The organism is Amycolatopsis sp. WAC 04197, from assembly GCF_003947475.1.
Classification (GTDB): Bacteria; Actinomycetota; Actinomycetes; order Mycobacteriales; family Pseudonocardiaceae; genus Amycolatopsis; species Amycolatopsis japonica.
Genome location: NZ_QHJK01000002.1, coordinates 1,160,201 through 1,182,888 on the forward strand (window position 1 = coordinate 1,160,201; position 22,688 = coordinate 1,182,888).

A 22,688-nucleotide genomic window follows, 5' to 3' on the forward strand; every position below is an offset into this window, starting at 1 on the left:
AAGGACCGTTCCTAGCGCGCCCGGCCGCGTGAGAGGGCAGGTCACGTCAGTCGGCGAAGTACCCCAGCTGCGCCGAAAGATCAGCCGACGCCTCGGTCAGCGGCCGCACGATCTGCCGCACCCGCTGTTTCGAAAGCCGGTACGACGGGCCCGAAGCGCTCATCGCCGCGACGACGTCGCCGCCTGGCCCGTGCACCGGCACCGCGACGGCGTGCATCCCCAGCTCCAGCTCTTCGAAACAGGCCGCGTACCCGTCCTCGGCGACCCGCTCCAGCTCCGCGGTCAACTCGTCCGGATCGACCGTGGTCCGCGGTGTGAACTGTTCGAGTTTCCGCCGGAGCAAGCGTTTGCGCTCGACGTCGCCCATGTACGCGAGCAGCACCTTCCCGCTGGACGTCGCGTGCAGGGGTGTGCGCTGCCCGGTCCAGTTCTGCGTGGTGATCGCGGCCGAGCCGCGGGCCTGGCTGACGTTGATCGCGACGCCGTCGTCGGCGATCGCGATGTTGACCGTCTCGCCGAGCGTCTCCGCCAGGCCCTGGCAGGTCTGCCTGCCCAGTTTCGCCAGGTCCATCCGGCCGGTGGCGGCGCCGGCGAGCCGGACGATGCCGAAGCCGATCGCGTATTTGCCCCGTTCGCCGAGCTGTTCGACGAGGCCGCGGTTCTCCAGGACGCTCAGCAGGCGGGAGGCCGTCGACTTGTGCACGCCGAGCTCGCCCGCGATCTCGGTGATCCCCGTTTCCCCGTTGCGTGCCAGCAGTTCCAGCACGCTGATCGCGCGGTCGACGGACTGCACCTGGCTGGATGTTGCGTTCCCCGCGTCCTGGTTCCGCATGACGCAACAGTAGCCGTTTGGCCCGGATCCGCTCGGCTGAGTGGGCGAATCCCTTGACGCACCGGCCCCTCGGGGGCGATTGTTGCGCAGAGCACGTCCCGTCTCGTAATACGCAACATCAACAACCGTCGGTCCTTTCCCCGGAGGCCCCGATGATCCGTGCCTGCTCCGTCTCCGAACTGCCCGAAGGCGAAGCCGTCCGCTTGGCGGGTCCTGTGCCCGTCTCGGTCTTCCATTCCGAGGGCGCGTATTACGCGCTCGACGACACCTGCAGCCATCAGGACGCGTCGCTCGCCGACGGCTGGATCGAAGGCTGCTACGTCGAATGCCCGCTGCACGCCGCGCGGTTCGATCTGCGGACCGGCGCGCCGGACTGCCTGCCGGCCAAGAACGCCGTGCGCACGTACCCGGTCGTGGTCGCCGACGGGGTGATCTACGTGGACACCGAGGTGCGGCAGGACGTCGCTTGAGAACCGTCGCCGTCGTCGGCACCGCCCTGGCGGGGCTCCGCGCGGCACAGGAATTGCGCGCCCAAGGTTTCGATGGGCGCCTGGTGATGATCGGCGCCGAAGCGCCGTACGACCGGCCGCCGTTGTCGAAGGATTTCTTGCTGGGCAAGGTTTCCGCCGCCGACATCGCGCTCGCCGGGCAAGACGACCTCGACGCGCTGGCCGCCGAATGGCACCGCGGCGTCCGCGCCGAAAAGCTCGGCCGCGAGGGCGTGACACTCGGCGACGGCACCACGATCGCCGCCGACGGTTACGTCATCGCGACCGGAGCGGTGGCCAGAACCCTCGACGCGGCAAGGAATCTGGTGGGCGTGCACACCTTGCGAACACTCGAAGACGCGGTCGCCCTGAAGCAGGCTCTCGCGGCCGGGCCTTCCGCGGTCGTCGTCATCGGCGCGGGATTCATCGGCGCGGAGGTCGCGTCCGCGTGCCGCCTGCTCGGCCACGAAGTGAGCGTGATCGAGGCGATGCCCGTGCCGCTCGCCCCCGTCCTCGGCGCGCGGATGGGCGCGGTGTGCGGGGAACTGCACGCCGAGAACGACGTCCGGCTGATCGCGGGCGTTCCCGTCGCGGGATTCACCGGCACCGGCCGGGTCACCGGTGTACGGCTCGCCGACGGCCGGGAGATCCGCGCCGATCTCGTCGTCGCCGGAGTGGGGGCGCGGCCGGCCACCGGATGGCTGACCGGCTCCGGGCTCGCCGTCGACGACGGGGTGCTGGTCGATTCCGGCTGTGTCACAGCGAATCCCCGAGTGATCGCGGTGGGTGACGTCGCGCGGTACCGCTGCCCGCTGCGTGGCGTACGCGTCCGTGCCGAGCATTGGACGGCGGCCGGGGAACAGCCGGGCGTCGCGGTCGCGAACCTGCTCGCCGGCTCGACCGTCACGCATTTCGCACGACACGGTTACTTTTGGTCCGATCAGTACGGACGGCGGCTCCAATTCGCCGGAGTGGCCACGGAAGACGTGCGGATCGCCGAAGGCGACGTGGCTTCGAAGCGCTTCGTCGCGACCTATCACCGCGGCGATGTGCTGACCGGTGTCTTCGCGATCGACTCCCCGAGGCCGTTCACCAGGCTCCGCCGCGGTCTCTAGGGCCCGAAGACCCTACTCGGATGGAGCAATTTGCCCGATTCGATGATCTTTCTGGTGGTCACATCGCCGGGTCGCGCGCCCGCGTGGGGAAACTAGTGCGAACATAGGTTTATGAAGGCACGTGTTCTGGTCGTCGACGACGACCCTGCTCTCGCGGAGATGCTCACCATCGTGCTGCGTGGGGAGGGGTTCGACACAGCCGTCGTGGCCGACGGCTCACGGGCGCTGCCCGCGCTTCGTGAGCTGAAACCGGACCTGGTCCTCCTCGACCTCATGCTGCCCGGCATGAACGGCATCGACGTCTGCAAGGCGATCCGGGCCGAATCCGGCGTGCCGATCGTGATGCTCACCGCCAAGAGCGACACCGTGGACATCGTCCTCGGGCTCGAGTCGGGGGCCGACGACTACGTGGTCAAGCCCTTCAAACCGAAGGAACTCGTGGCCCGCGTCCGTGCCAGGATGCGCCGCACCGAGGCCGAGCCCGCCGAGTCGCTGACGATCGGCGACCTCGCGATCGACGTCCCCGGCCACGAGGTGACGCGGGAGGGCAAGGCCATCCCGCTGACCCCGCTCGAGTTCGACCTCCTGGTCGCGCTCGCCCGCAAGCCGCGTCAGGTGTTCACCCGCGAGGTGCTCCTCGAGCAGGTGTGGGGCTACCGTCACGCCGCCGACACCCGGCTGGTGAACGTCCACGTCCAGCGGCTGCGGTCGAAGGTCGAGAAGGACCCGGAGCACCCCGAGGTGGTGTTGACCGTTCGCGGTGTCGGGTACAAGGCCGGCCCGCCGTGATCACCCCATGACCGGACGCTTGCGAAGGCTCGCCCAAACCACGATGCGCCAGTTCCGGCGCATCGTGGTTTTCGTGCGCCGCAAGATCGTGTCGTTCAACGAACTGTGGCGGTATTCGCTGCAGTTCCGGGTCACCGTTTCCACGCTGGCGCTGTCGTCGGCCGTGGTGTTCGTGCTGGGCATGGTGCTGCAGAACCAGATCACCGATCGGCTGGTCGAGACCAAACAGAACGCGGCGATCGCCCAGACCAGGGCGGTCGTCGAGACCGCGGCCGCCGAGCTGGTCGGTGTCGGCACCGAAAGCCCGGAAGCGCTCACCGCGCGGATGAGCAACGCGCTGAAGAAGATCTCCAGCACGACGTCCTCACAGGACGGCGCGGGATCGACGGCGGGCACCTTCGAGCCGGTGCTGGCCGCGGGCGGCCGCGACCAGTCCAGCAAACCGGTGGCCGCCGGTCCTTACGACCGCGTGCCGGTGCGGCTGCGCCAGTTCGTCGAGACCGAGCAGCTCAGCTACCTGACCCACACGGTCACCGAGGCCGACGGCGGCAAGACGACGTATCTGATCGTCGGCGCGCCGGTGAGCACGATGATCAACCCGCTCCAGCTCTACCTGCTGTACCCGCTGACCAGTGAGCAGAACACCGTCTCGACGGTGCAGAACACGCTGCTCGTCGGCGGGCTCGTCCTGCTGCTCCTGCTCGCCGGGATCACGAACCTGGTCACCAGACAGGTGGTCCGGCCGGTCCGGCAGGCCGCCGCGGCGGCCGAACAGTTCGCGGGCGGGGACCTCGACCAGCGGCTCGCCGTGCTCGGCGAGGACGATCTGGCCAAACTCGCCGTGTCCTACAACGAGATGGCCGCGAGCATCCAGCGGCAGATCCGCCAGCTGGAGGAGTTCGGCGGCTTGCAGCGCCGGTTCACCTCCGACGTCTCGCACGAACTGCGCACCCCGCTGACCACCGTCCGGATGGCGGCCGACGTGCTGCACGCGTCGCGCGAGCAGTTCCCGGCCGGGCTCGCCCGCTCCACCGAACTGCTGGTCGACGAACTCGACCGGTTCGAGGCACTGCTCGGCGATCTGCTGGAGATCAGCAGGCTGGACGCCGGTGTCGAGGAGCTCTCGGCCGAGCTGATCGACGTCCGGCCGATCGCGACCAGGGCCGTCGAGCAGGTCCGGGTGATCGCGGGCAACGCGGGAAGCTCGGTCGAACTGGTCCTCCCGGACGAGGAGGCACCCGCCGAGGTCGACGCGCGCCGCGTCGAGCGGATCCTGCGCAATCTGCTGGCGAACGCGGTGGACCACAGCGAGGGGAACCCGGTGGTGCTGACGCTGGCGGTCAACGAGACCGCGGTCGCCATCACCGTGCGGGACCGCGGCGTCGGGCTCCGGCCCGGCGAGGCGGAGCTGGTGTTCAACCGGTTCTGGCGCGCCGACCCGTCCCGTAACCGCCGGACCGGCGGCACCGGCCTCGGCCTCGCGATCAGCCAGGAGGACGCCCGGCTGCACGGCGGCGTGCTCGACGCCTGGGGCGAGACCGGCCACGGCGCCTGCTTCCGGCTCGTGCTGCCGCGGCGGCAGGACACACCGATGGGGGAGAGCCCGCTGGTCCTGCCCCCGCCCGATCACAAGGCGACCGACACGCACGGGTCGTCCGGACTGCTCGAAGTCCGGCCCGCGCCCGACGCGATCCTCGCCGAGCCCGAGGAGGTCGGCCGGTGAAACGGCTGCTGGTCCTGCTCGCGGTGTTCCTGCTGGTCGCAGGCTGCGCGAACATCCCGCTCGAATCCCAGCCCGTCGTCGTGTCCGGGGACAAACCCGGCCAGGCGCCGGCGGACGTCCCCGAACCCGCGGCCGGGATCGACCCGCTGACCGTCACCCGCCAGTTCATCCGCAACTCGGCGGCGCCGGGTACGGCGAGCGCCGCCGCGCGCGTCTACCTCGACGACGACGCCCGGCGTAACTGGAAGCCGTCGCCGGGGCTGACGATCATCGACGACACCTTCGGCACCGTTTACGACACTTCGTCTTCGTCGGGCAACCCGGACGAGCAGGTCGTGAACGTCCGCGGGTTCAAACTCGGGACCCTCAGCCCCGACAGCGCGTTCCTCCCGGTGAAGGCCGAGTACTCGCAGCAGTTCAAGCTGCGGAAGCAGCAGAACGGCCAGTGGCGGATCGTGGACCCGCCGCAGGAACTCGCCGTCACCGACGAGGACTTCGCGCTCAACTACTTCCGGGTGCCGATCAGCTTCTACTCGCCGGACTCCGGCGCCTTCGTCCCCGACCTCCGGTACGTCGCGGCGAAACCGCAGGCCGGATTGCCCGGCCGGGTGATGGACCTGGTGCTGCAGGGCCCGTCGGAGGGGTTGAAGGGCGCGGTCAAGGACCTGCTCGGCGACCAGGTCACCATCGAAAGCAACGTGCGCAGCACGGACGACGGGACACTGGACATCAACCTGACCGGCGTCGGCGGGGCCAGCCTCGTGGACCGGAACCTGATCGCCGCGCAGATCGTCCTGTCGCTGCAGACGGTGACGCTGAGCCGGGTCCGGCTGCTGGCCGACGGCACCGCGCTGGTGCCGGAACACGAATACTGGCGCTCCAGCGAACTGCCCAACTACAACGTGGACATCGCGCCCAACTCGGAACTGCTGGGCCTGATGACCGTGAACGGGCGGGTCCGGTCGCTCGGCGACGGGCAGCCGGTCGGCGGACCCGCGGGCAACGGCGGGTACAAGGTCGTCAGCGCCGCGCAGTCCGTCGACGGCAAACGCCTCGCCGTGGTCGAAGAACGCGACGGCAGGCAATGGCTGCGGGTCGGCGATCTGGGACACGACCTCGCTTCGGTGGACCTGTTCGGCGGCAGCCTGAGCCGCCCCACCTGGCGTCCGGTCGCCCGTGGTGGCGGCGGGGTCTCCGGCGAGGTCTGGACGGTGGTCGACCACAACACCGTCGCCCGGGTCACGCTGGCCGCGGACGGCCGCTGGGTGAAGGCAGGCGTCGACGCGACCATGCTCACCGGGCTGGGGCAGATCACCGAACTGCGCCTCTCGCGGGACGGATCCCGGCTCGCCGCGGTGGTCAACGGGCAGCTGGTGGTCGCCTCGATCGTGCGGACGGCGGACTCGGTGGCCCTGCGGGCGCCGCGGAAACTGCAGGAACGCGACCTCAAGGACGTCGTCGACGTCGACTGGGCGACCCAGGACCACCTGATCGTCGCGACGTCGTCGAATTCGCTGCCGGTGGTCAAGGTGCCGCTGGACGGGCAGCGGATGGACCCCTTCAGCGGCTCGAACCTGACCCCGCCGGTGCACGGCGTCACCGCGGCGCCGAGCAGGCAGAACCTGGTCGCGGACGCGGGTGGGCTGTGGGTCGCCTCCGAGCTGGGCGAGGTCTGGCGGCCGCAGGCGCACACCGTCACCGATGCGGACCCGTTCTACCCGGGCTGAGGTTTCGGGCTCGGGCGCGCAGGTCATGCCCTGAAGGCCACCTTTGAGACGTCCAGCGTCCTGAAGGTGGCCTTCAGGACATCGCCAAGGTGAGCAAGGGACCTTTGCTACCGCTAGCTTTCCTAGCGGTGCTAGCACGCGGAAAGTCCGTGAAGGCCTCCTTCACTACCCTCAAGGTAGTGAAGGAGGCCTTCACGGACCGAGAGCCGTGCGAAGGAGCCCCGAAGCCGCGAAGCAGCCTTCTCCTCGATTGACTTTTTCAGCGGCGCCCAGCCATGACCGGCCCCCTCACGCCGCAAAGTGTCCAAACCGGACCTCTCACACCCCGGCGGCGCCCGGAACTGTCGGAGCCCCGGCCGACACTCGCCCCATGCCCAAACTCCTGGACCTCCTCATCCCCGCCCGTTGCGCGTCCTGCGGAGCACCGGGTGCGCCCTGTTGTGCGACCTGTCAGACCACCTGGGGTTCGCTCAGCGAGATCATCCGCGGCCCGACGGCCGGTCTGGTGCCCGTCTACGCCCTGGCCCCCTACGCCGACGACGCCCGTCGCCTGATCCTCGCGTACAAGGAACGCGGCCGCCGCGACCTCGCCCCCTCCTTCGGCCGGGCCGTCGCCGAAGCCCTCGTCCACCTGCCGGAACCGGAGCCGGAACCGTGCCTCGTCCCGGTCCCTTCGCGACGGTCCGCCTCGCGTGTCCGGGGTGGACCGCACGTCCGGCGGATCGCCGAGGAATGCGTGAAAGCACTGGCGGACAAGGGAAAGCCGGCGACGGTGGCAGCTGTCCTCAAGCTCGGGGCCGGTGTCCGTGATGCGGTGGGGCTCACCAGGGTCCAGCGATCGGCGAACCTCGACGGCCGTATTCGCCTGGTCCCGGGAGCCTGCCGGGAGAAGGTCGTTCTTCTTGACGACGTGATCACAACCGGAGCGACCGCCGCCGCTTGTACGCGCTTTTTGGACATAAGCGGAATTCACGTTTCCGCGGTGGTAGCGCTGGCCGCCGCCGGGTGATCGGAGCGTCACCTACAAGAGTGATGAATGATCGGGAACGGGAATGGGTACATGGGCGTTGACGGGATATGAGGGACCTTCTGGGGAACACTCCGACGGCCCGCCACTCCACCGGGGTGGCGGCGGATTCCCCCGGGCACGGCCCACTGGGCACCCTCCGCATTTTCCTGTCCGAAGGCTTGCGCCGTCCGCGTGAAAAGAAATCACGGGGACGACGCCCGACAAGCCGGATTGTCCCGCTGGCCACAGCGTCGTCGTCGCGTGCGGTGACGAGGTCTCACGTCCTGATATCCCCCGGCTCGGGGGCTGTTGCTCGCGGCGTGATGCAGCTAACGTGCAGCGCTATCAGCAATCCCGGCAGGCAGGGAGGTGACCAGCCCATGTCCCTGGCGCCGGAGCCGCGCTGAGTCCGCGCTCGGACATCCGACACGAGACGTCGTGGCCGTATGCCGAGTTCCCTCACCGCCCGCGATCCGGGCTTCGTCCCCGCATTACCGGCGCCCTAGTGAACACATCTACAGCTCGCAGTCATTTCAGCGAGGGAGGTCGTGTATGGACATCGTCGTTAAGGGCCGCAACGTGGAGGTGCCCGACCACTATCGGGCACTCGTCAGCGAAAAGCTGGCCCGGCTAGAGCGCTACGACAAGAAGGTCATCCGTTACGACGTGGAGCTCTTCCACGAGCCCAATCGCCGGCAGTCGAAGAACTGCCAGCGCGTCGAAATCACCGGTAAGGGCCGTGGCCCCGCCGTACGCGCCGAAGCGTGTGCCGGCGACTTCTACGCAGCGCTGGATTCCGCACTGAACAAGCTCGAGAACAGGTTGCGGAAGACACACGACCGCCGGCGCGTGCACTACGGCCGCAGCCGCCCGGAATCCGTCGCCGAGGCGACTTCGATGGCGGCCGCCGGTGGAATGACCACCGACACCCGACATCTGGCGGGTACCGCTGTGCTCGAAGCGCCTGAGGCCGAACCCATGGCCAACGGTTTCGCTGTCGAGAGCGGTGAGTTCGAGATGCCCCAGCAGCAGCGCTGGGATGACGGGGTGACCGAACACCAGCCCGGTCGCGTCGTCCGCGAGAAGAAGCATGACGCGGAGCCCATGACGGTCGACCAGGCTCTCTACGAGATGGAACTGGTCGGTCACGACTTCTACCTGTTCAACGACTCCGACGCCGGGTGCCCGAGCGTCGTCTACCGGAGGCGAGGCTTCGACTACGGCGTCATCCGGCTCAGCTAGCCGGCCCCTACTGCCCTGACGGCGGCCCGCACGCGTCCCGTGCGGGCCGCCGTCATGTCCGGATCAGGCGGGACCCGCCCCCGTCTCGTCAGGTACCGACAGACGGTGCGTGCGCGAACACCGAGGTGTTCCCTACGATGGGGGCGGACGGTGGTGCGTTACCAGGCACCGCCGCGGACGAGATTGCCCGGGACCGGCTCGGGTGCGATCACAATCAGCTAGTGAGGTCGACCGGATGGTGCTGAACCGCCTGCTCCGCGCGGGCGAGGGCAAAATGGTGAAGCGGCTGCGCAACATCGCCGATCACATCAACACCCTCGAAGACGACGTCAAGGAACTTTCGGACACCGCCCTGCGGGCCAAGACCGAGGAGTTCCGTAAACGGCACGCGGACGGCGAGTCACTCGACGACCTCCTGCCGGAGGCGTTCGCGGTGGCGAGGGAAGCGGCTTGGCGCGTGCTCGGCCAGCGCCCCTACGACGTCCAGCTGATGGGCGGCGCCGCGCTGCACCTCGGCCAGGTCTCGGAGATGAAGACCGGTGAGGGCAAGACCCTGACCCAGGTCCTCCCCGCGTACCTGAACGCCATCTCCGGCAAGGGCGTGCACGTCATCACGGTGAACGACTACCTCGCCAAACGTGACGCCGAGTGGATGGGCCGCATCCACCGCTTCCTCGGCCTCGAGGTCGGGGTCATCCTGGCCGACCAGACGCCCGAGGTCCGCCGCCAGCAGTACGCCGCCGACATCACGCACGGCACGAACAACGAGTTCGGTTTCGACTACCTCCGCGACAACATGGCGTGGAGCCTCGAGGACTGCGTGCAGCGCGGCCACAACTTCGCGATCGTCGACGAGGTGGACTCCATCCTCATCGACGAGGCCCGGACGCCGCTGATCATCTCCGGCCCGGCCGACCAGTCCTCGCGCTGGTACGTCGAGTTCGCCCGGATGACGCCGCTGATGAAGCCGGACATCCACTACGAGGTCGACATCCGCAAGCGCACCGTCGGTGTCACCGAGAAGGGTGTCGCCTTCGTCGAGGACCAGCTCGGCATCGACAACCTCTACGAGGCCGCGAACACGCCGCTGGTCGGCTACCTGAACAACGCGCTGAAGGTCAAGGAGCTCTACAAGCGCGACAAGGACTACATCGTCCGCGACGGCGAGGTCCTCATCGTCGACGAGTTCACCGGCCGCATCCTGCACGGCCGCCGCTACAACGAGGGCATGCACCAGGCGATCGAGGCCAAGGAAGGCGTCGAGATCAAGGCCGAGAACCAGACGCTCGCCACGATCACGCTGCAGAACTACTTCCGGCTCTACGACAAGCTGTCGGGGATGACCGGTACCGCCGAGACCGAGGCGGCCGAGTTCCACCAGACCTACAAGCTGGGTGTGGTGCCGATCCCGACGAACAAGCCGATGGTCCGCGCCGACCAGGCCGACCTGATCTACAAGACCGAGCAGGCCAAGTTCGAGGCCGTCGCCGAGGACATCGCCGAGCGGCACGAGAAGGGCCAGCCGGTGCTGGTCGGCACCACGAGTGTCGAGAAGTCCGAGCACCTGTCGAAGCTGCTGCTCAAGCTGGGTGTCCCGCACGAGGTCCTCAACGCCAAGCACCACGACCGGGAGGCCCTGATCGTCGCCCGCGCCGGGCGCAAGGGCGCGGTCACGGTCGCCACCAACATGGCGGGCCGCGGTACCGACATCGTGCTCGGCGGCAACCCGGACATCATCGCCGACGAGGTGCTGCGCGCCCGCGGCCTCGACCCGGTGGAGCACTCCGAGGAGTACGAGGCCGCGTGGCCGAAGGTGCTCGAAGAGGTCCAGGCCGACACGAAGGCCGAGGCCGAGGAGGTCCGCGAGGCCGGCGGGCTGTACGTGCTCGGCACCGAGCGGCACGAGTCCCGCCGGATCGACAACCAGCTCCGCGGTCGTTCCGGCCGTCAGGGCGACCCGGGCGAGTCCCGGTTCTACCTTTCGCTCGGTGACGAGCTCATGCGCCGCTTCAACGCGACGATGGTCGAGCGGGTCATGACCACCATGCGGCTGCCGGACGACGTGCCGATCGAGCACAAGATGGTCTCCAAGGCGATCAAGAGCGCTCAGACGCAGGTCGAGCAGCAGAACATGGAGATCCGCAAGAACGTCCTCAAGTACGACGAGGTCATGAACGAGCAGCGCAAGGTGATCTACGCCGAGCGTCTGCGCGTCCTCGAAGGCGAGGATCTGCGCGAGCAGATCGAGCACATGCTGGTCGACGTCATCAACGCGTACGTCACCGAGGAGACCTCCTCGGGCTACGCCGAGGACTGGGACCACGAGAAGCTGTGGACGGCGCTGAAGCAGCTGTACCCGGTCAAGGTCACCTGGGAAGAGCTCACCGAGGACGACGACCTCGACGCCGACAGGCTGCGTGAGGCGCTGCTCGAAGACGCCCACCGCGCGTACGACGAGCGCGAGGCCGAGATCGACGGCAAGGTCGGCGAAGGCGCGATGCGGAGCCTGGAGCGTCAGGTGATGCTCACCGTGCTCGACCGCAAGTGGCGTGAGCACCTCTACGAGATGGACTATCTCAAGGAGGGCATCGGCATGCGTGCCCTGGCGCAGCGCGACCCGGTCATCGAGTACCAGCGCGAGGGCTACGACATGTTCCGCGCGATGCTGGAGTCGCTGAAGGAGGAGGCCGTCGGCTTCCTGTTCAACCTCCAGGTCGAGCAGGCCGAGCCCACCACCCCGGCGCCGGAGTCCGCGTCCGCGCTGCCCGCCGGGGTCGGCTCCGGGAACGGCCAGGCCGCGAACGGCGACGGCAGGCACGCCCGTCCGACGCCTCCGCAGGGTCCGGCGACCGACACCAAGTCCGTGCCGTCCGCCTTGCGGGGCAAGGGACTCGGCGGTGGTTCGCAGTCCGGGCTGACCATGTCGGGCCCGTCCGAGGACGGCGGCGTCGAGTCGCATTCGGACAGTGCCGGCAGTGCCGGTGGCGACCAGAGCGGAACCCGCCGGGAGCGTCGCGCCGCGCAGCGCGCCTCCCAGAAGAAGGGCAAGAAGGGCCCGCGCCGCTAACGGCCCCAAGCGCGTGAAGGCCTCCTTCCCTCGGCTCAGCCGAGGAAAGGAGGCCTTCACGCGCATCAGGCCGCGAGCGCGGAGACCCGTCGCGGAGGCTTCAGCAGATGGAAGCGGGTGCACACCCAGCCCGACGGCGTCCGCTCGAAGCGGGCGGCCAAGGCGAGGCAGCGTCCGTTCTGTTCGACGGTCGCGCAGGCTTCGACGACGCCGTCCGCCGGATGACCCAGGTGGACCGACTTCGGCCGGTAGCCGCCCGCCGGACGACGAAGGCCGCTTTCGAGCAACGCGTGGTGGAGCGCCGGGTCGAGGATCGGCCGCACCTGGACCGGCGGACGGCGGCCGTCACAGGCTTCGAGGATGGTGGTCAGCAGCCTGCCGATCTGCCTGCCGTCCGGGGTGTCCGGTGACGGCCGCGGTTCCTCCACGACGCTTTCCCCGGCCAGCGGCAGATCCAGCACGAGCTGGTTGTCCGGCGCCGCCGCCCGGTGCGTCAGGCCGTCGGGCCGGTCGGCGACCCGGTACGGCGGTTCGTACGGTTCGAGCCGTCTCAGTACGTACGACTTCATCGAGCAGTCCCCCTCCGCGGCCCCCTCGGCCACGCCCAGCAACTAAGGGGCACGCGGCGGGCGAAGCCGCGACAAGGACCGCCCGAGAGGATGAACCGGGCGGTGATCGCTTGTGTACGGTGGGCGCGTGCTGAAAGGGCTGGTCGTCGACTACGCCGGGGTGCTCACTGACGTGGGCGCGGACGAGCTGTACGCCTTCCTGCGCTCGGTCAGGGAGCGCGGTGTCAAAACGGCCTTGCTCTCGAACGCTCCCGGCGCGTCGGACGAGGCCAAGCGGTCACTCGGCCCGTTCTTCGACGCGCTCGTCTTCTCCGGCGAGGTCGGCGTGGCCAAACCCGACCGCGAGGTCTACCTGCTCACCGCGGGGCTGCTCGATCTGCCCGCCGACCGGTGCGTGTTCGTCGACGACGCCCCGCACAACGTCCGCGCGGCGGTCGCGGCCGGGATGGCGGGAGTGCACCACACGTCGGTCGAGGAGACGCTCACCGAGCTCAGCGCGTTGTTCCCGAAGCCTTAGCCCGGCGCACCAGCTCGAACGACAGCACCGCGGCGGCGGCGGAGACGTTCAGCGACTCGACTTCGCCGGGCATCGGGATCGACACCCACTCCGTCACCAGTTCGCCGACCTCGGCGCCGACGCCGTTCGTCTCCCCGCCCAGCACGAACGCCGCGCGCTGCGGCAGTTCGACGTCGAACACCGAGCTGCGCGCCGAAGCGCCCAGCGCGTAGATCCCGTAACCGGCTTCGGTGAGCATCTCGGCCGCTTCGCGCGCGCTGCCGCACCGCAGCACCGGCGCGCGGAACGCGACCCCGGCCGAAGCCTTGACCACCATCGGGTCCAGGGCGGCGACCCCGCGCCGCGGCACGACGACCCCGTCCAGTCCGGCGGCGGTCGCCGTGCGCAGGATCATCCCGACGTTCGCCGGGGTGGTGATGCCGTCGAGCAGCAGCACCCGCGACGGCGGCCTGCCGTCGGACAGCGCCGCGTGCAGCGATCGCATACGCGGGGCGACGACGTCGGCCAGCACGCCCTGGTCCTGTTTGCCGTTGCCCGCCAGCACCTTGACGCGATGCGCGCTCGCCCGCTGCACCGGCACCCCGGCGGCTTTCGCGGCACGCTGGATCTCGGCGGCGTTCGGCCCGCGCACGGTGTCGGCGAGGATCACCTTGTCCACCTCGAGCGCCGCGTCGTCCAATGCCTCGAGCACCGGTTTGCGGCCGTACACCGTCAGGAACCGGTCTTTCGGCGAGATCACCGACTCATCACCCACACCGGCGAGTGTCCCACTGTGTAAGGATCGGCCCATGCCCGACCGCCTCTCCGCGCTGGACGCCTCGTTCCTGTACGTGGAAGACCACTCGACCCCGATGCACGTCGGCGGCGTGGCGATCTTCGAGCGACCGCGCGAGGGCTTCACCCACGAGCGGCTGCTCGACCTGATCGGGCAGCGCCTGGCGTTCCTGCCGCGCTACCGGCAGCGGGTGCTGGAGGTGCCCGGTCATCTCGCCCGGCCGGCGTGGGTCGACGACGTCGACTTCGACCTGAACTATCACGTCCGGCGGTCCGCGCTGCCCCAGCCGGGCTCCGACGGCCAGCTGTTCGACCTCGTGGCGCGGCTGATGTCGCGGCGGCTCGACCCGGGAAGGCCGCTCTGGGAGGCGTACTTCGTCGAGGGGCTCGCGGGCGACCGCGTCGCGCTGGTGACCAAGACGCACCAGTCGGTCGTGGACGGGATCGGCACCATCGAGATCGGGCAGCTGATACTCGACGCCACCCCGCAGGAGCCGGAACCGTTCGACGACACCTGGCATCCGCGCCGGGAACCGAGCCGCACGCAGCTGATCCTCGACGCGGTCGCCGAGACCGTGCAGCGGCCGACGGAGCTGGTGGAGAACGTCCGCTCCATCGCCCACGACGCCACCGCGATGGCGGGCAAGGTCACCGAAACGGTCGGCGACGTCGCTTCGGCGCTGAAGACCATGGTGAATCCGGCGCCGTCCGGGCCACTCAACGTCCGCACCTCCGGCGGCCGCATGTTCGCCGGGGTCCGTACGCGGCTGGAGGATCTCCGCAAGGTCCGCGCCGCGCACGGCGGCACGGTCAACGACGTCGTGGTCGCGGTGATCACCGGCGCGCTGCGGGAATGGCTGCTCTCCCGCGGCTCGAACCTGACCGCGACGACCACCGTGCGCGCGCTGGTGCCGATGGCCGTCCGCGACGCCGAGACGGCCGAGTACTCGACGCCGGCGCTGGTCGGGAACCAGGTCGACGCCTACCTGGTCGATCTCCCGGTCGGGGAGCCGAACGCGGTGCTGCGGCTGCAGCACATCGGCCACGCGATGGCGGACCACCTCGACTCGGGCCGTTCGGTCGCCGCGCGCGGGCTGCTGACGGTCGGCGGTTTCGCCCCGCCGACGCTGCATTCGCTCGGCGCGCGGGTGGCCGGGTCGATGTCGGGACGTATTTTCAACGTGCTGATCACGAACTCGCCGGGCCCGCAGGTGCCGCTCTACGCGGGACAGGCGAAGATGGTGGAGATGTTCCCGGTCATGCCGCTGGTGCGCAATCAGGCGCTGGCGATCGGGGTCACCTCGTATCACGGCGGTGTCTACTTCGGACTGAACGGCGATCGCAAGGCCGTGTCCGATGTGGACGTGCTCGCCGGGATGATCGAGGAATCGTTGGAAGAGCTGAAGGGTGCGCACTGGTGAGGGTTTATCTACCCGGGACGATCGCGATGCTCCGTGAGCTCGAAACCGCCGGAGAGCTCCGGGCGCGCAGCGGCACGGGATTCGCGCTGACCCCGGCGCTGCGGGAGTCCTACGCCAGCGGATCCGACGAAGAACTCGAGTACGCCGCGCTGCTCGACGCCGCCAGGGCGTCGCTCCGGCTGATCGCGGCCGAGGAGAAGCCCGAGCCGCGGCGGGTGGTGATCTCGGCCGACATCGACGAGGTCACGCTGCGCCCGGATCTCGACGCCGCCGTCGTGCGGCTGGCCGGGCCGGTGAAGATCGCCGACGTCGCCGCGATCCACGTCGACGCGGCCGAAGCCGCCGAGTCCGTCCAGGCCGCCGCTGCGGTGATCGACCAGGCCGACCTCGGCGACCCGGACGCCGAGTTCACCCTCGGCGACGCCGAAGACCACGAACTCGCCTGGTACGCGCCCCAAGAGCTCCCTTTCCTGCTGGAACTCCTCTAGCCTCCCTCGCGTTTCGTCCTCTGAATGCGGTCCTTGCGCGCGCAACTACCGCATTCAGAGGACGAAACGCGTCAGAACCAGGAAGAGGGCACTGGGCGTTCTCGGCCCAGCCGGACAACTTCCGCGCGGTCGCGCGCACTGCGGCGATCCGGCCTTCACGAACCCGACGAGACGGAAGACGAGAACGTGACGGATCAGCCCGCCGGGATCTCCCCGATCTCCTCCGGCGGAGGCGCTTGGATGTCGGCCTGCGTTCCCCACTCGCTGTAGCGCGTGACGATCTTGGCGGTCGCGCTGTCCGGGGCCCCCGAAGCGGCGAGGACGGGGGCAAGGTCGAGCACGATCTGCAGCGGCAAGCGCGCGTCGTCGAGCCAGACCTCCATGGGGAGCTTCCCGACCTTGCCCCGCAGCTCGGCGACGGCCTCGGCCGACAAACCGGCGGGCAGGTCACCGCCCAGCGCGGCCAGGTCGACGTCCAGCCGATAGCGCTCGGCGGACATCCCGTCGAGTTCGCCGTGCTCGGATCCGGTGACCGTGCCCGCTTTCCGCACCTGGTCGAGCGCGCGGGCGGGGTCGTTCTGCTTCGCGAGTTGGTCGATGCTGCCCCCGGCGACCTGCGAGAACGGGTCGGCGCCATCGGGGGAGACCTTGACCCACGGTTTCCCGCCGGGCACCTCCTCGCGGGCGGTCTCGGGGACCTTGGCGAAGACGATCCTGTCGACCAGCCGGAGTTCGATCGGCTCGCCGAGGAAGTCCGTGGTCATCGCCAGCGCGGTACCCGTTCCCGCGACCTTGGCCTGCCCCTGGCTCTTCGACCGCATCGTGCCCGCCGTGACGTCGGTGGTGAACTTCGCGGCCTTGCCGGTCATGGCGGACGTGGCCCCGTCGGCGAGCGCGCGGGCGTCGGCGAACGAGACGGCGTCGCCGTCACAGGCGGCGAGCAGCACACCGAGTACGAGCACGACGGTGGACAGGGCCGTTCTCCGCATGAGGACCTGCTTTCGATCGCGGGCACCCAAGCGAAACACAGCCGCGGGCCACACCCCGATCGGGGGAACGGCTCAGCGGCTGTCGCCGACCGCCTCGGGCGGCGGCGCGATGATCACCACGTCCGAAGCCCAGCTGTCGTACTTGACCGTCGCCTTGCCCATGCTGACCTGCACCGGGCGCTGCTCGGCGTCCAGCCACATCTCGGCGGGCGCGCCACCGAGGTCGAGGACGTACCGCGTGGCGGCCGTGCCGTTCACGTCGCCCTGTTCGGATTTGGTGACCTTGCCCGACTTCGAGATCCGCTCGATCGTCCGGGTCGGATCCATCGTCTCGACGACGTTCGTCATCAGCGCGCCGTTGGCGGTGGAGAGCGAGTCCTTGCCGTCGGCGGTGATCTTGACCCATTCCTTGTCGGTCTTGAGTTCCTGGACCTGCGTGTCCGACAGGTGGTAGTAGAGGACGCCGTCGGCGAAGATCAGGTCCCGTTTCTCGCCCGCGACCTCGGCGACCATGGAGAACTTGCTGTTCGGTCCCTCGTAGAGCCCGGAACTGGTGACCACGACCTTGCGGCCGTCGTCCGCGGTGGTTTCGAGCGAGATCTTGGACGAACGGGCCTTCTGCGTGCCCGCGGCGGCGACCGAGGCCAGCTGCGCCGCGTCATTCACCGGGTGCGCCGCCGGTTTCTCTTCGCCGGAACAGCCGGCCACGAGCAGGAGAGCGGTACAGACGACGGCGAATCCGGTGGCACGCATGGGACTCCCTCGGGTGAATGGTCTGAACCACCACCGTAGTGCCTGTCGCGTGAATTTCCACCGTCCGATGGTTCGGAAGCGCGTGAAGGCCCCCTTCCCTCGGCTCAGCCGAGGGAAGGGGGCCTTCACGCGCGAAACGGGCTAGTTGCCCGCCTTCTTCAGCAGTTCGGTGTAGTCGGCCACCTCGGGGGCCGGCGGCGCGGTGACATTCACCGGCGTGCCCCAGTCGCTGTAGGTGTAGGTCGACTTGACCTCGCCGGCTTCAGACGCTCCGGTCGACTTCATGACCGAGGTCAGATCCATGGTCAGCTTCAGCGGGAGCTGCTCGGCGTTGAACCACAATTCGGCCGGGACCCGCACATCCTTGTCCCCGAGCCGCTTCTCGATCTCGGCCCGCTGGTCGGCGGGGACATCGCCGCCGAGGAACAGTTCGATCTGCTTCTTGACGTCGTACTCGACGAAGTAGTGGTTCACCGGGACGCCGTCCAGCTGGGTCTGCTCGGACCGGATGATGCGCCCGGCCTTCTCGATCAGCTCCAGCTGTTTCGCCGGGTCGCCCATCTCGAACGACCGCAGCAAGGCCTTCCCCATGGCCTTCGCCCGGGGATCCGCGCTGTTCAGCTCGATCTTCCCCCAGGCCTTGTCCGTCTTGAGTTCGGCCTGTTCCGACGGGGGCAGCTTGAGGTACAGCGTCTGGTCGACCAGACGCAGGACGCCTGCTTCGCCCGCGATGGTCAGGTTCGCCTCGATCTTCGAGGCCGGACCGTCGTAGTAGGCCAGCAGAGTGCCCGTGACCTTGGCGTCTTTGGTGATCGCGTCGATGGTCGTCTTGGACGACTTCGTCTTCCGTGTCCCCTGCTTCGCGGCCTCGACGAGACCGGAGGCGTCGGCGAACGGGTTGGCCAGCGCGAGCTCGCCGCCCTTGTTCTCGGCCGGGCCGGCCGGGCGGGTGCCGCAGCCCGTGACCACGAGGGTCAGGGCCGCGGCCACCGCGACGAGCTTGAAGCCGGCACGCATCAGCGTCCGGCCTTCTTCATGATCTCGGCCAGGTCGCCGACCTGGTCGGCGGGCGGGGCGGTGACGGTGATCGGCGTTCCCCAGTCGGTGTACTTGATCGTGGCCGTCGACGAACCCTCACCCGGAGCGCCCAGCGCCTTCATGAACGCGGTCTGGTCCATGGTGACCTGCAGCGGAAGGTTGTCGGCGTTGAGCCACAGCTCGGTGGGGATGGTGACGTTCTTGCCCTTGAGCTTCGCGTCGAGCTGCTTCTGCGCCTCCGGCGGGAGCGGCACACCGGCTTCGCCCACCACGAGCGCGATCGCCTTCTCGACCTCGATGTCGATCACGTAGTGGTTGGTCAGCTCACCGTTCAGCTGGGCCTGGTCCGACTTCGTGATCTTGCCCGCCTTCGAAACCTGCTCGAGGGTGCGCGACGGGTCGCTGTCCTTGACGGCCTTCGACATCATCTTGCCGAGCAGCTGGGAGAGCGGGTCCTGGCCGTCGGCCGAGACCTTCACGTACTCCTTGTCGGTCTTCATCTCCGCCTTGTCGGCGGCGTCGAGCTTGAAGTACAGCGCCTTGTCGACGAACAGGATGTCCATCTTCTTGCCGTCGCTGTCCATCGACATCGAGAACTTGCTGTTCTCGCCGTCGTACAGCCCCTGACCGGTCACGGTCATGGTCTGGCCGCCGGAGGAGGCATCCATGGAGACCTTCGAGGACTTGGCCTTCTTGGTGCTCTCGCGGGTCAGCGCCGCGAGCTGGATCGGGTCGCCGAGCGGCGACGAAAGCAGGCTCTTCCCCTCGGAAGGAGCGGGAGCAGCCGTGCCGGGCTGCGTCTCGCCACCGCAAGCGGACAGCGCCAGGACGGCGGCCGTGGTGATGGCGGCGAGCATGGTTACGCGCTTCAAGTGGACCCCTCAGAAAAGTTGATCTAATCCGAACGGGGTATCGCGCAAGATCGGATTTAGTTACCGATCGTCGTCATGACCGGCTCGGGAACCCAGAAGGCGGCGCAAAGACTCCAGTCGTTCGTGACTGGCATCACCATCTGTGACCACGTCGTCGAGCGCGCAGTCCGGGTCCGAAGGCGGTCCGAGATGACCGCAGCCCGACGGACACTCTTCGGCGGCCGCGGCGAATTCCTCGAACGCGAGCACGATGTCGTCGGCGGTCACATGCGCCAGCCCGAACGAGCGGACGCCGGGGGTGTCGACCACCCAGCCGCCGCCGGGCAGCGGGAGCGCGACCGCCGCGACGGACGTGTGCCTGCCCTTGCCGACCGCGCTGACCACGCCGGTCGCGAGTCCGGCGTCGGGCACCAGGCGATTGACCAAAGTGGACTTGCCGACCCCGGAATGCCCGACCAGCGCGGTGACCCGGCCCTTGAGCCGCCCGGTCAGTTCCTCCGGATGCTCGTCGTGGCGGGTCACCACCGCCGGGATGTCGAGGCCCGCGTAACCGGCGAGGAGCTCGTCCGGGCTCGCGAGGTCGGCCTTCGTCAGGCAGAGGACCGGTTCGAGACCGCCCGCGTAACAGGCGACGAGACACCGGTCGATGAATCCGGTCCGCGGCGGGGGATCGGCCAGCGCGGTCACGATCAGCAGCTGCTCGGCGTTGGCGACCACCACTCGTTCGAAGGGGTCGGTGTCGTCCGCGGTCCGCCGCAGCACACTGGAGCGCTCGTCCACCCGGATGATGCGGGCGAGGGTGTCCGGTTTCCCGCTCACGTCGCCGACGATGCCGACGGTGTCGCCGACGACGACCGGGACCCGGCCCAGCTCACGGGCCCGCATCGCGGTGACGACGCGATCCGGATCGGAGTCGATCGCGCAGGTCCAGCGGCCGCGGTCCTTGCCGATGACCATCGCGGTGGAGGCGTCCGCGTGCTCGGGACGACGTTTGCTGCGCGGCCTGGTGCCCTTGCCGGGACGGATCCGCACGTCGGATTCGTCCAGCCTGCGCCAGTCCTTGCCCGCCAAACCGCCTCCTGCTCTTCGAACACCGCGGAACAATGATCCCATGCTGCTCGCCATCGTCTGTCCGGCGTGTAACGATGGCTGTCGATTAGGGAGGTTTTCGCATGTGCGGGCGTTATGCCGCCACCAAGGACCCGGCGGCGCTGATCGACGAGTTCGCCGCGGTGGACCTGACCGAAGGCCGGATCCGGACCGATCACAACGTGGCGCCGACCAAGGACGTGCCCACCGTCGTGCAACGGCATCCGCGTGACGCCGACGGCGCGGTGCTCGAAGACGAACCCGCCGTCCGGTCGCTGCGGATGATGCGCTGGGGCCTGGTCCCGTTCTGGGCGAAGGACCCCGGTGTCGGCTCGAAGATGATCAACACGCGCGCCGAGACGGCGAAGGAGAAGCCGTCCTTCAAGAAGGCGGTCTCGGCGAGGCGCTGCCTGGTCCCCGCCGACGGCTGGTACGAGTGGCGGCGCGACGGCAAGGAGAAGCAGCCCTTCTTCATGACCGGGCCGGGTGACGGATCGCTCGCGTTCGCGGGGATCTGGGAGACCTGGCGGCCGAAGGACGACAAGGACGCCGATCCGCTGATCACCTTCTCCGTGATCACCACCGACTCGGTCGGCAGGCTCACCGACATCCACCACCGCATGCCGCTGCTGATGCCGCGCGAGAAGTGGGACACCTGGCTCGACCCCGACCGGCCCGACGTCACCGAACTGCTCGTCCCGCCCCCGGTGGACCTGGTCGATACGATCGAGCTGCGGCCGGTGTCCAGCCTGGTCAACAACGTCCGCAACAACGGCCCGCAGCTGCTGGACCGCGTCGAACCCGCCGCCGACAGCGCGCTCTTCGAGCTGCCGAACCCATGACGAAACTGGAGATCGACACCGCCTACGGCCCCGCGCGGGCCGAGCTGCACTGTGCCGAAGAAGGGGTCGCGGTCCTGATGCTCGGCCACGGCGCGGGCGGCGGGATCGGCGCGAAGGATCTGGTCGCGGTCACCCGCGCGGCGCAGGCGGCCGGTGTCCACGTCGCGCTCGTCGAGCAGCCGTACCGGGTGGCGGGCCGCCGGGCGCCCGCCCCCGCCACCCAGCTCGACACCGCCTGGCTCACCGTCGCCGACGAGATCTCAGAGCGCTTCGACGACCTCCCGATCGTGTTCGGCGGCCGATCGTCCGGGGCCCGCGTCGCCTGCCGGACCGCCGCGGCGGGGCAGGCGGTGGCGGTGCTCTGCCTGGCCTTCCCCGAGCATCCGCCGGGAAAGCCGGAGAAGAGCCGGCAGGGTGAATTGGACGCCGTCGAGGTCCCGACGCTGGTGGTGCAAGGTGAACGGGACCCGTTCGGGCTGCCGAAGGCCGGGCCGCATCACGAGATCGTGGTGCTCCAGGGAGATCACAACCTGAGCGCCGACCTCGAAGGCGTGTCACGCGCGGCCGCCGAGTGGCTGCAGCGGGTGCTGCGGCCGCTGACCTGACCTCTTCGCCCGCGTTTCGTCCTCTGAATGCGGTCCTTGCGCGTGCAACGACCGCATTCAGAGGACGAAACGCGGGGAGTGGTCAGCCGGCGATCGGCGCCACCACGGCACCGGTGAGCCGCGCCAGATCGCCGGGCGCGAGTTCGACCTCCAGCCCGCGCCGCCCCGCCGAGCAGTGCACGGTCTCGAACTTCTCCGCCGACGAATCGATCACCACCGGCAGCCTGCTCCGGTGCCCGAGCGGCGAGATCCCGCCGAGCACGTACCCCGTCGCGCGCTGCGCGGCGGCGGGGTCGGCCATCTTCGCCTTCTTCCCGCCCGCGGCGGCCGCCAGCGCCTTCAGATCCAGCTGACCGGTGACCGGGACCACACCGACGGTCAGTTTCCCGTCGACCTCGGCGACCAGCGTCTTGAACACGCGCGCGGGGTCGAGCCCCAGCGCTTCGACAGCTTCGAGGCCGTACGACTCGGCCCGCGGGTCGTGGTCGTAGGCGTGCAGAACATGCGCCACTTTCTGCTTCACCAGCAGCGCCGTCGCCGGGGTTCCCTTGCCTGCCATGGGCGGAGTCTACGAGCGGCCCGGGAATGCCCGGCCGGGCGTCACTGTTGAAAGGCACGTGTCCACCACACTCGAAGCCCCCCGAATCCTGATCCCGCGCACGCCGGGCGGCCAGGTGATCCGTCCGCGCGTAAACTCGGCGACGTCTCATGCGCACAAGCGCATCGACGCCGATCGGGA

General features: G+C 69.1%; 22 protein-coding genes. 13 read left to right on the forward strand and 9 right to left on the reverse strand.

What is annotated here, in order from left to right; all coding sequences use genetic code 11:
* Positions 1-46: 46 nt before the first annotated feature.
* Entirely contained in the window at positions 47-832 is a 786-nt protein-coding gene (locus DMC64_RS12860) for an IclR family transcriptional regulator (RefSeq protein WP_125733618.1), read from the reverse strand.
* 152 nt (positions 833-984) lie between these two features.
* Here DMC64_RS12860 and DMC64_RS12865 point away from each other — a divergent pair, with 152 nt between their 5' ends.
* The 8 genes from DMC64_RS12865 (at position 985) to secA (ending at position 11,992) form a co-directional block, all read left to right on the forward strand.
* A complete protein-coding gene (locus DMC64_RS12865) occupies positions 985-1,302 on the forward strand; it encodes a bifunctional 3-phenylpropionate/cinnamic acid dioxygenase ferredoxin subunit (protein WP_037341010.1) in 318 nt (105 codons plus the stop codon).
* Entirely contained in the window at positions 1,299-2,435 is a 1,137-nt protein-coding gene (locus DMC64_RS12870) for an NAD(P)/FAD-dependent oxidoreductase (RefSeq protein WP_125733619.1), read from the forward strand. The genes DMC64_RS12865 and DMC64_RS12870 overlap by 4 nt, the downstream gene beginning before the upstream one ends.
* 111 nt (positions 2,436-2,546) lie before the next feature.
* Complete coding sequence (gene mtrA, locus DMC64_RS12875) at positions 2,547-3,224, forward strand: MtrAB system response regulator MtrA (RefSeq protein WP_005150760.1); 678 nt, start codon at positions 2,547-2,549, stop codon at positions 3,222-3,224.
* Positions 3,225-3,231: 7 nt separating this feature from the next.
* Complete coding sequence (gene mtrB / locus DMC64_RS12880; protein WP_125733620.1) at positions 3,232-4,947, forward strand: MtrAB system histidine kinase MtrB; 1,716 nt, start codon at positions 3,232-3,234, stop codon at positions 4,945-4,947.
* Complete coding sequence (locus DMC64_RS12885) at positions 4,944-6,674, forward strand: LpqB family beta-propeller domain-containing protein (protein WP_037341019.1); 1,731 nt, start codon at positions 4,944-4,946, stop codon at positions 6,672-6,674. The genes mtrB and DMC64_RS12885 overlap by 4 nt, the downstream gene beginning before the upstream one ends.
* A gap of 370 nt (positions 6,675-7,044) precedes the next feature.
* Positions 7,045-7,683 (forward strand): ComF family protein, encoded by a 639-nt coding sequence (locus tag DMC64_RS12890; RefSeq protein ID WP_125733621.1) that lies wholly within the window; start codon positions 7,045-7,047, stop codon positions 7,681-7,683.
* Between the two features lie 552 nt (positions 7,684-8,235).
* Positions 8,236-8,925 (forward strand): ribosome hibernation-promoting factor, HPF/YfiA family, encoded by a 690-nt coding sequence (gene hpf / locus DMC64_RS12895; RefSeq protein WP_037341024.1) that lies wholly within the window; start codon positions 8,236-8,238, stop codon positions 8,923-8,925.
* A gap of 235 nt (positions 8,926-9,160) precedes the next feature.
* Positions 9,161-11,992, forward strand: coding sequence for a preprotein translocase subunit SecA (gene secA / locus DMC64_RS12900; RefSeq protein ID WP_037341027.1), 2,832 nt, complete (start codon positions 9,161-9,163; stop codon positions 11,990-11,992).
* 65 nt (positions 11,993-12,057) lie between these two features.
* Here the strand turns inward: secA and DMC64_RS12905 are convergent, their stop codons facing one another.
* The gene (locus tag DMC64_RS12905; protein ID WP_037341031.1) at positions 12,058-12,561 is read right to left on the reverse strand and encodes an Rv3235 family protein; all 504 of its coding nucleotides are present in this window, start codon (positions 12,559-12,561) and stop codon (positions 12,058-12,060) included.
* A 112-nt stretch (positions 12,562-12,673) separates the two neighbouring features.
* Here DMC64_RS12905 and DMC64_RS12910 point away from each other — a divergent pair, with 112 nt between their 5' ends.
* A complete protein-coding gene (locus DMC64_RS12910) occupies positions 12,674-13,078 on the forward strand; it encodes an HAD family hydrolase (RefSeq protein ID WP_125733622.1) in 405 nt (134 codons plus the stop codon).
* Here the strand turns inward: DMC64_RS12910 and DMC64_RS12915 are convergent.
* Positions 13,053-13,832, reverse strand: a complete 780-nt coding sequence (locus tag DMC64_RS12915) for an RNA methyltransferase (protein WP_125689887.1) — start codon at positions 13,830-13,832, stop codon at positions 13,053-13,055. The genes DMC64_RS12910 and DMC64_RS12915 overlap by 26 nt on opposite strands.
* A 34-nt stretch (positions 13,833-13,866) precedes the next feature.
* Here DMC64_RS12915 and DMC64_RS12920 point away from each other — a divergent pair, with 34 nt between their 5' ends.
* Entirely contained in the window at positions 13,867-15,273 is a 1,407-nt protein-coding gene (locus tag DMC64_RS12920) for a wax ester/triacylglycerol synthase family O-acyltransferase (protein WP_125733623.1), read from the forward strand.
* Positions 15,270-15,761 carry a hypothetical protein gene (locus DMC64_RS12925; protein WP_125733624.1) on the forward strand — a complete coding sequence of 164 codons (492 nt, stop codon included), beginning with the start codon at positions 15,270-15,272 and terminating at the stop codon, positions 15,759-15,761. The genes DMC64_RS12920 and DMC64_RS12925 overlap by 4 nt, the downstream gene beginning before the upstream one ends.
* Positions 15,762-15,955: 194 nt before the next feature.
* Here the strand turns inward: DMC64_RS12925 and DMC64_RS12930 are convergent, their stop codons facing one another.
* From DMC64_RS12930 to rsgA, 5 genes are all read right to left on the reverse strand, one after another.
* On the reverse strand, positions 15,956-16,750 hold the full coding sequence (locus DMC64_RS12930; RefSeq protein WP_125733625.1) for a hypothetical protein: 795 nt from the start codon (positions 16,748-16,750) through the stop codon (positions 15,956-15,958).
* 72 nt (positions 16,751-16,822) lie between these two features.
* Positions 16,823-17,503, reverse strand: coding sequence for a hypothetical protein (locus tag DMC64_RS12935; protein WP_125733626.1), 681 nt, complete (start codon positions 17,501-17,503; stop codon positions 16,823-16,825).
* 141 nt (positions 17,504-17,644) lie between these two features.
* On the reverse strand, positions 17,645-18,520 hold the full coding sequence (locus tag DMC64_RS12940) for a hypothetical protein (RefSeq protein WP_125733627.1): 876 nt from the start codon (positions 18,518-18,520) through the stop codon (positions 17,645-17,647).
* A complete protein-coding gene (locus tag DMC64_RS12945; protein ID WP_125733628.1) occupies positions 18,520-19,413 on the reverse strand; it encodes a hypothetical protein in 894 nt (297 codons plus the stop codon). Before DMC64_RS12945 ends, DMC64_RS12940 begins: the two co-directional genes overlap by 1 nt.
* 60 nt (positions 19,414-19,473) lie before the next feature.
* On the reverse strand, positions 19,474-20,484 hold the full coding sequence (rsgA, locus tag DMC64_RS12950) for a ribosome small subunit-dependent GTPase A (RefSeq protein ID WP_037341048.1): 1,011 nt from the start codon (positions 20,482-20,484) through the stop codon (positions 19,474-19,476).
* 101 nt (positions 20,485-20,585) lie between these two features.
* Here rsgA and DMC64_RS12955 point away from each other — a divergent pair, with 101 nt between their 5' ends.
* Both DMC64_RS12955 and DMC64_RS12960 read left to right on the forward strand, forming a co-directional pair.
* The gene (locus DMC64_RS12955) at positions 20,586-21,344 is read left to right on the forward strand and encodes an SOS response-associated peptidase (RefSeq protein WP_125733629.1); all 759 of its coding nucleotides are present in this window, start codon (positions 20,586-20,588) and stop codon (positions 21,342-21,344) included.
* Positions 21,341-21,949: an alpha/beta family hydrolase gene (locus tag DMC64_RS12960; protein ID WP_037341054.1), complete on the forward strand. Its 609-nt coding sequence runs from the start codon at positions 21,341-21,343 to the stop codon at positions 21,947-21,949. The genes DMC64_RS12955 and DMC64_RS12960 overlap by 4 nt, the downstream gene beginning before the upstream one ends.
* An 82-nt stretch (positions 21,950-22,031) precedes the next feature.
* Here the strand turns inward: DMC64_RS12960 and ybaK are convergent, their stop codons facing one another.
* Positions 22,032-22,508 carry a Cys-tRNA(Pro) deacylase gene (gene ybaK / locus DMC64_RS12965; protein ID WP_038508656.1) on the reverse strand — a complete coding sequence of 159 codons (477 nt, stop codon included), beginning with the start codon at positions 22,506-22,508 and terminating at the stop codon, positions 22,032-22,034.
* Positions 22,509-22,688: the final 180 nt, after the last annotated feature.

Excerpts from the sequence above, each read along its gene's own strand:
- DMC64_RS12860 (WP_125733618.1), bottom strand. The coding sequence starts at position 832 with ATGCGGAACCAGGACGCGGGGAACGCAACATCCAGCCAGGTGCAGTCC.
- DMC64_RS12865 (WP_037341010.1), top strand. The coding sequence starts at position 985 with ATGATCCGTGCCTGCTCCGTCTCCGAACTGCCCGAAGGCGAAGCCGTC.
- mtrA (WP_005150760.1), top strand. The coding sequence starts at position 2,547 with ATGAAGGCACGTGTTCTGGTCGTCGACGACGACCCTGCTCTCGCGGAG.
- mtrB (WP_125733620.1), top strand. The coding sequence starts at position 3,232 with ATGACCGGACGCTTGCGAAGGCTCGCCCAAACCACGATGCGCCAGTTC.
- DMC64_RS12890 (WP_125733621.1), top strand. The coding sequence starts at position 7,045 with ATGCCCAAACTCCTGGACCTCCTCATCCCCGCCCGTTGCGCGTCCTGC.
- hpf (WP_037341024.1), top strand. The coding sequence starts at position 8,236 with ATGGACATCGTCGTTAAGGGCCGCAACGTGGAGGTGCCCGACCACTAT.
- secA (WP_037341027.1), top strand. The coding sequence starts at position 9,161 with ATGGTGCTGAACCGCCTGCTCCGCGCGGGCGAGGGCAAAATGGTGAAG.
- DMC64_RS12905 (WP_037341031.1), bottom strand. The coding sequence starts at position 12,561 with ATGAAGTCGTACGTACTGAGACGGCTCGAACCGTACGAACCGCCGTAC.
- DMC64_RS12920 (WP_125733623.1), top strand. The coding sequence starts at position 13,867 with ATGCCCGACCGCCTCTCCGCGCTGGACGCCTCGTTCCTGTACGTGGAA.
- DMC64_RS12930 (WP_125733625.1), bottom strand. The coding sequence starts at position 16,750 with ATGCGGAGAACGGCCCTGTCCACCGTCGTGCTCGTACTCGGTGTGCTG.
- DMC64_RS12935 (WP_125733626.1), bottom strand. The coding sequence starts at position 17,503 with ATGCGTGCCACCGGATTCGCCGTCGTCTGTACCGCTCTCCTGCTCGTG.
- DMC64_RS12940 (WP_125733627.1), bottom strand. The coding sequence starts at position 18,520 with ATGCGTGCCGGCTTCAAGCTCGTCGCGGTGGCCGCGGCCCTGACCCTC.
- DMC64_RS12955 (WP_125733629.1), top strand. The coding sequence starts at position 20,586 with ATGTGCGGGCGTTATGCCGCCACCAAGGACCCGGCGGCGCTGATCGAC.
- DMC64_RS12960 (WP_037341054.1), top strand. The coding sequence starts at position 21,341 with ATGACGAAACTGGAGATCGACACCGCCTACGGCCCCGCGCGGGCCGAG.
- ybaK (WP_038508656.1), bottom strand. The coding sequence starts at position 22,508 with ATGGCAGGCAAGGGAACCCCGGCGACGGCGCTGCTGGTGAAGCAGAAA.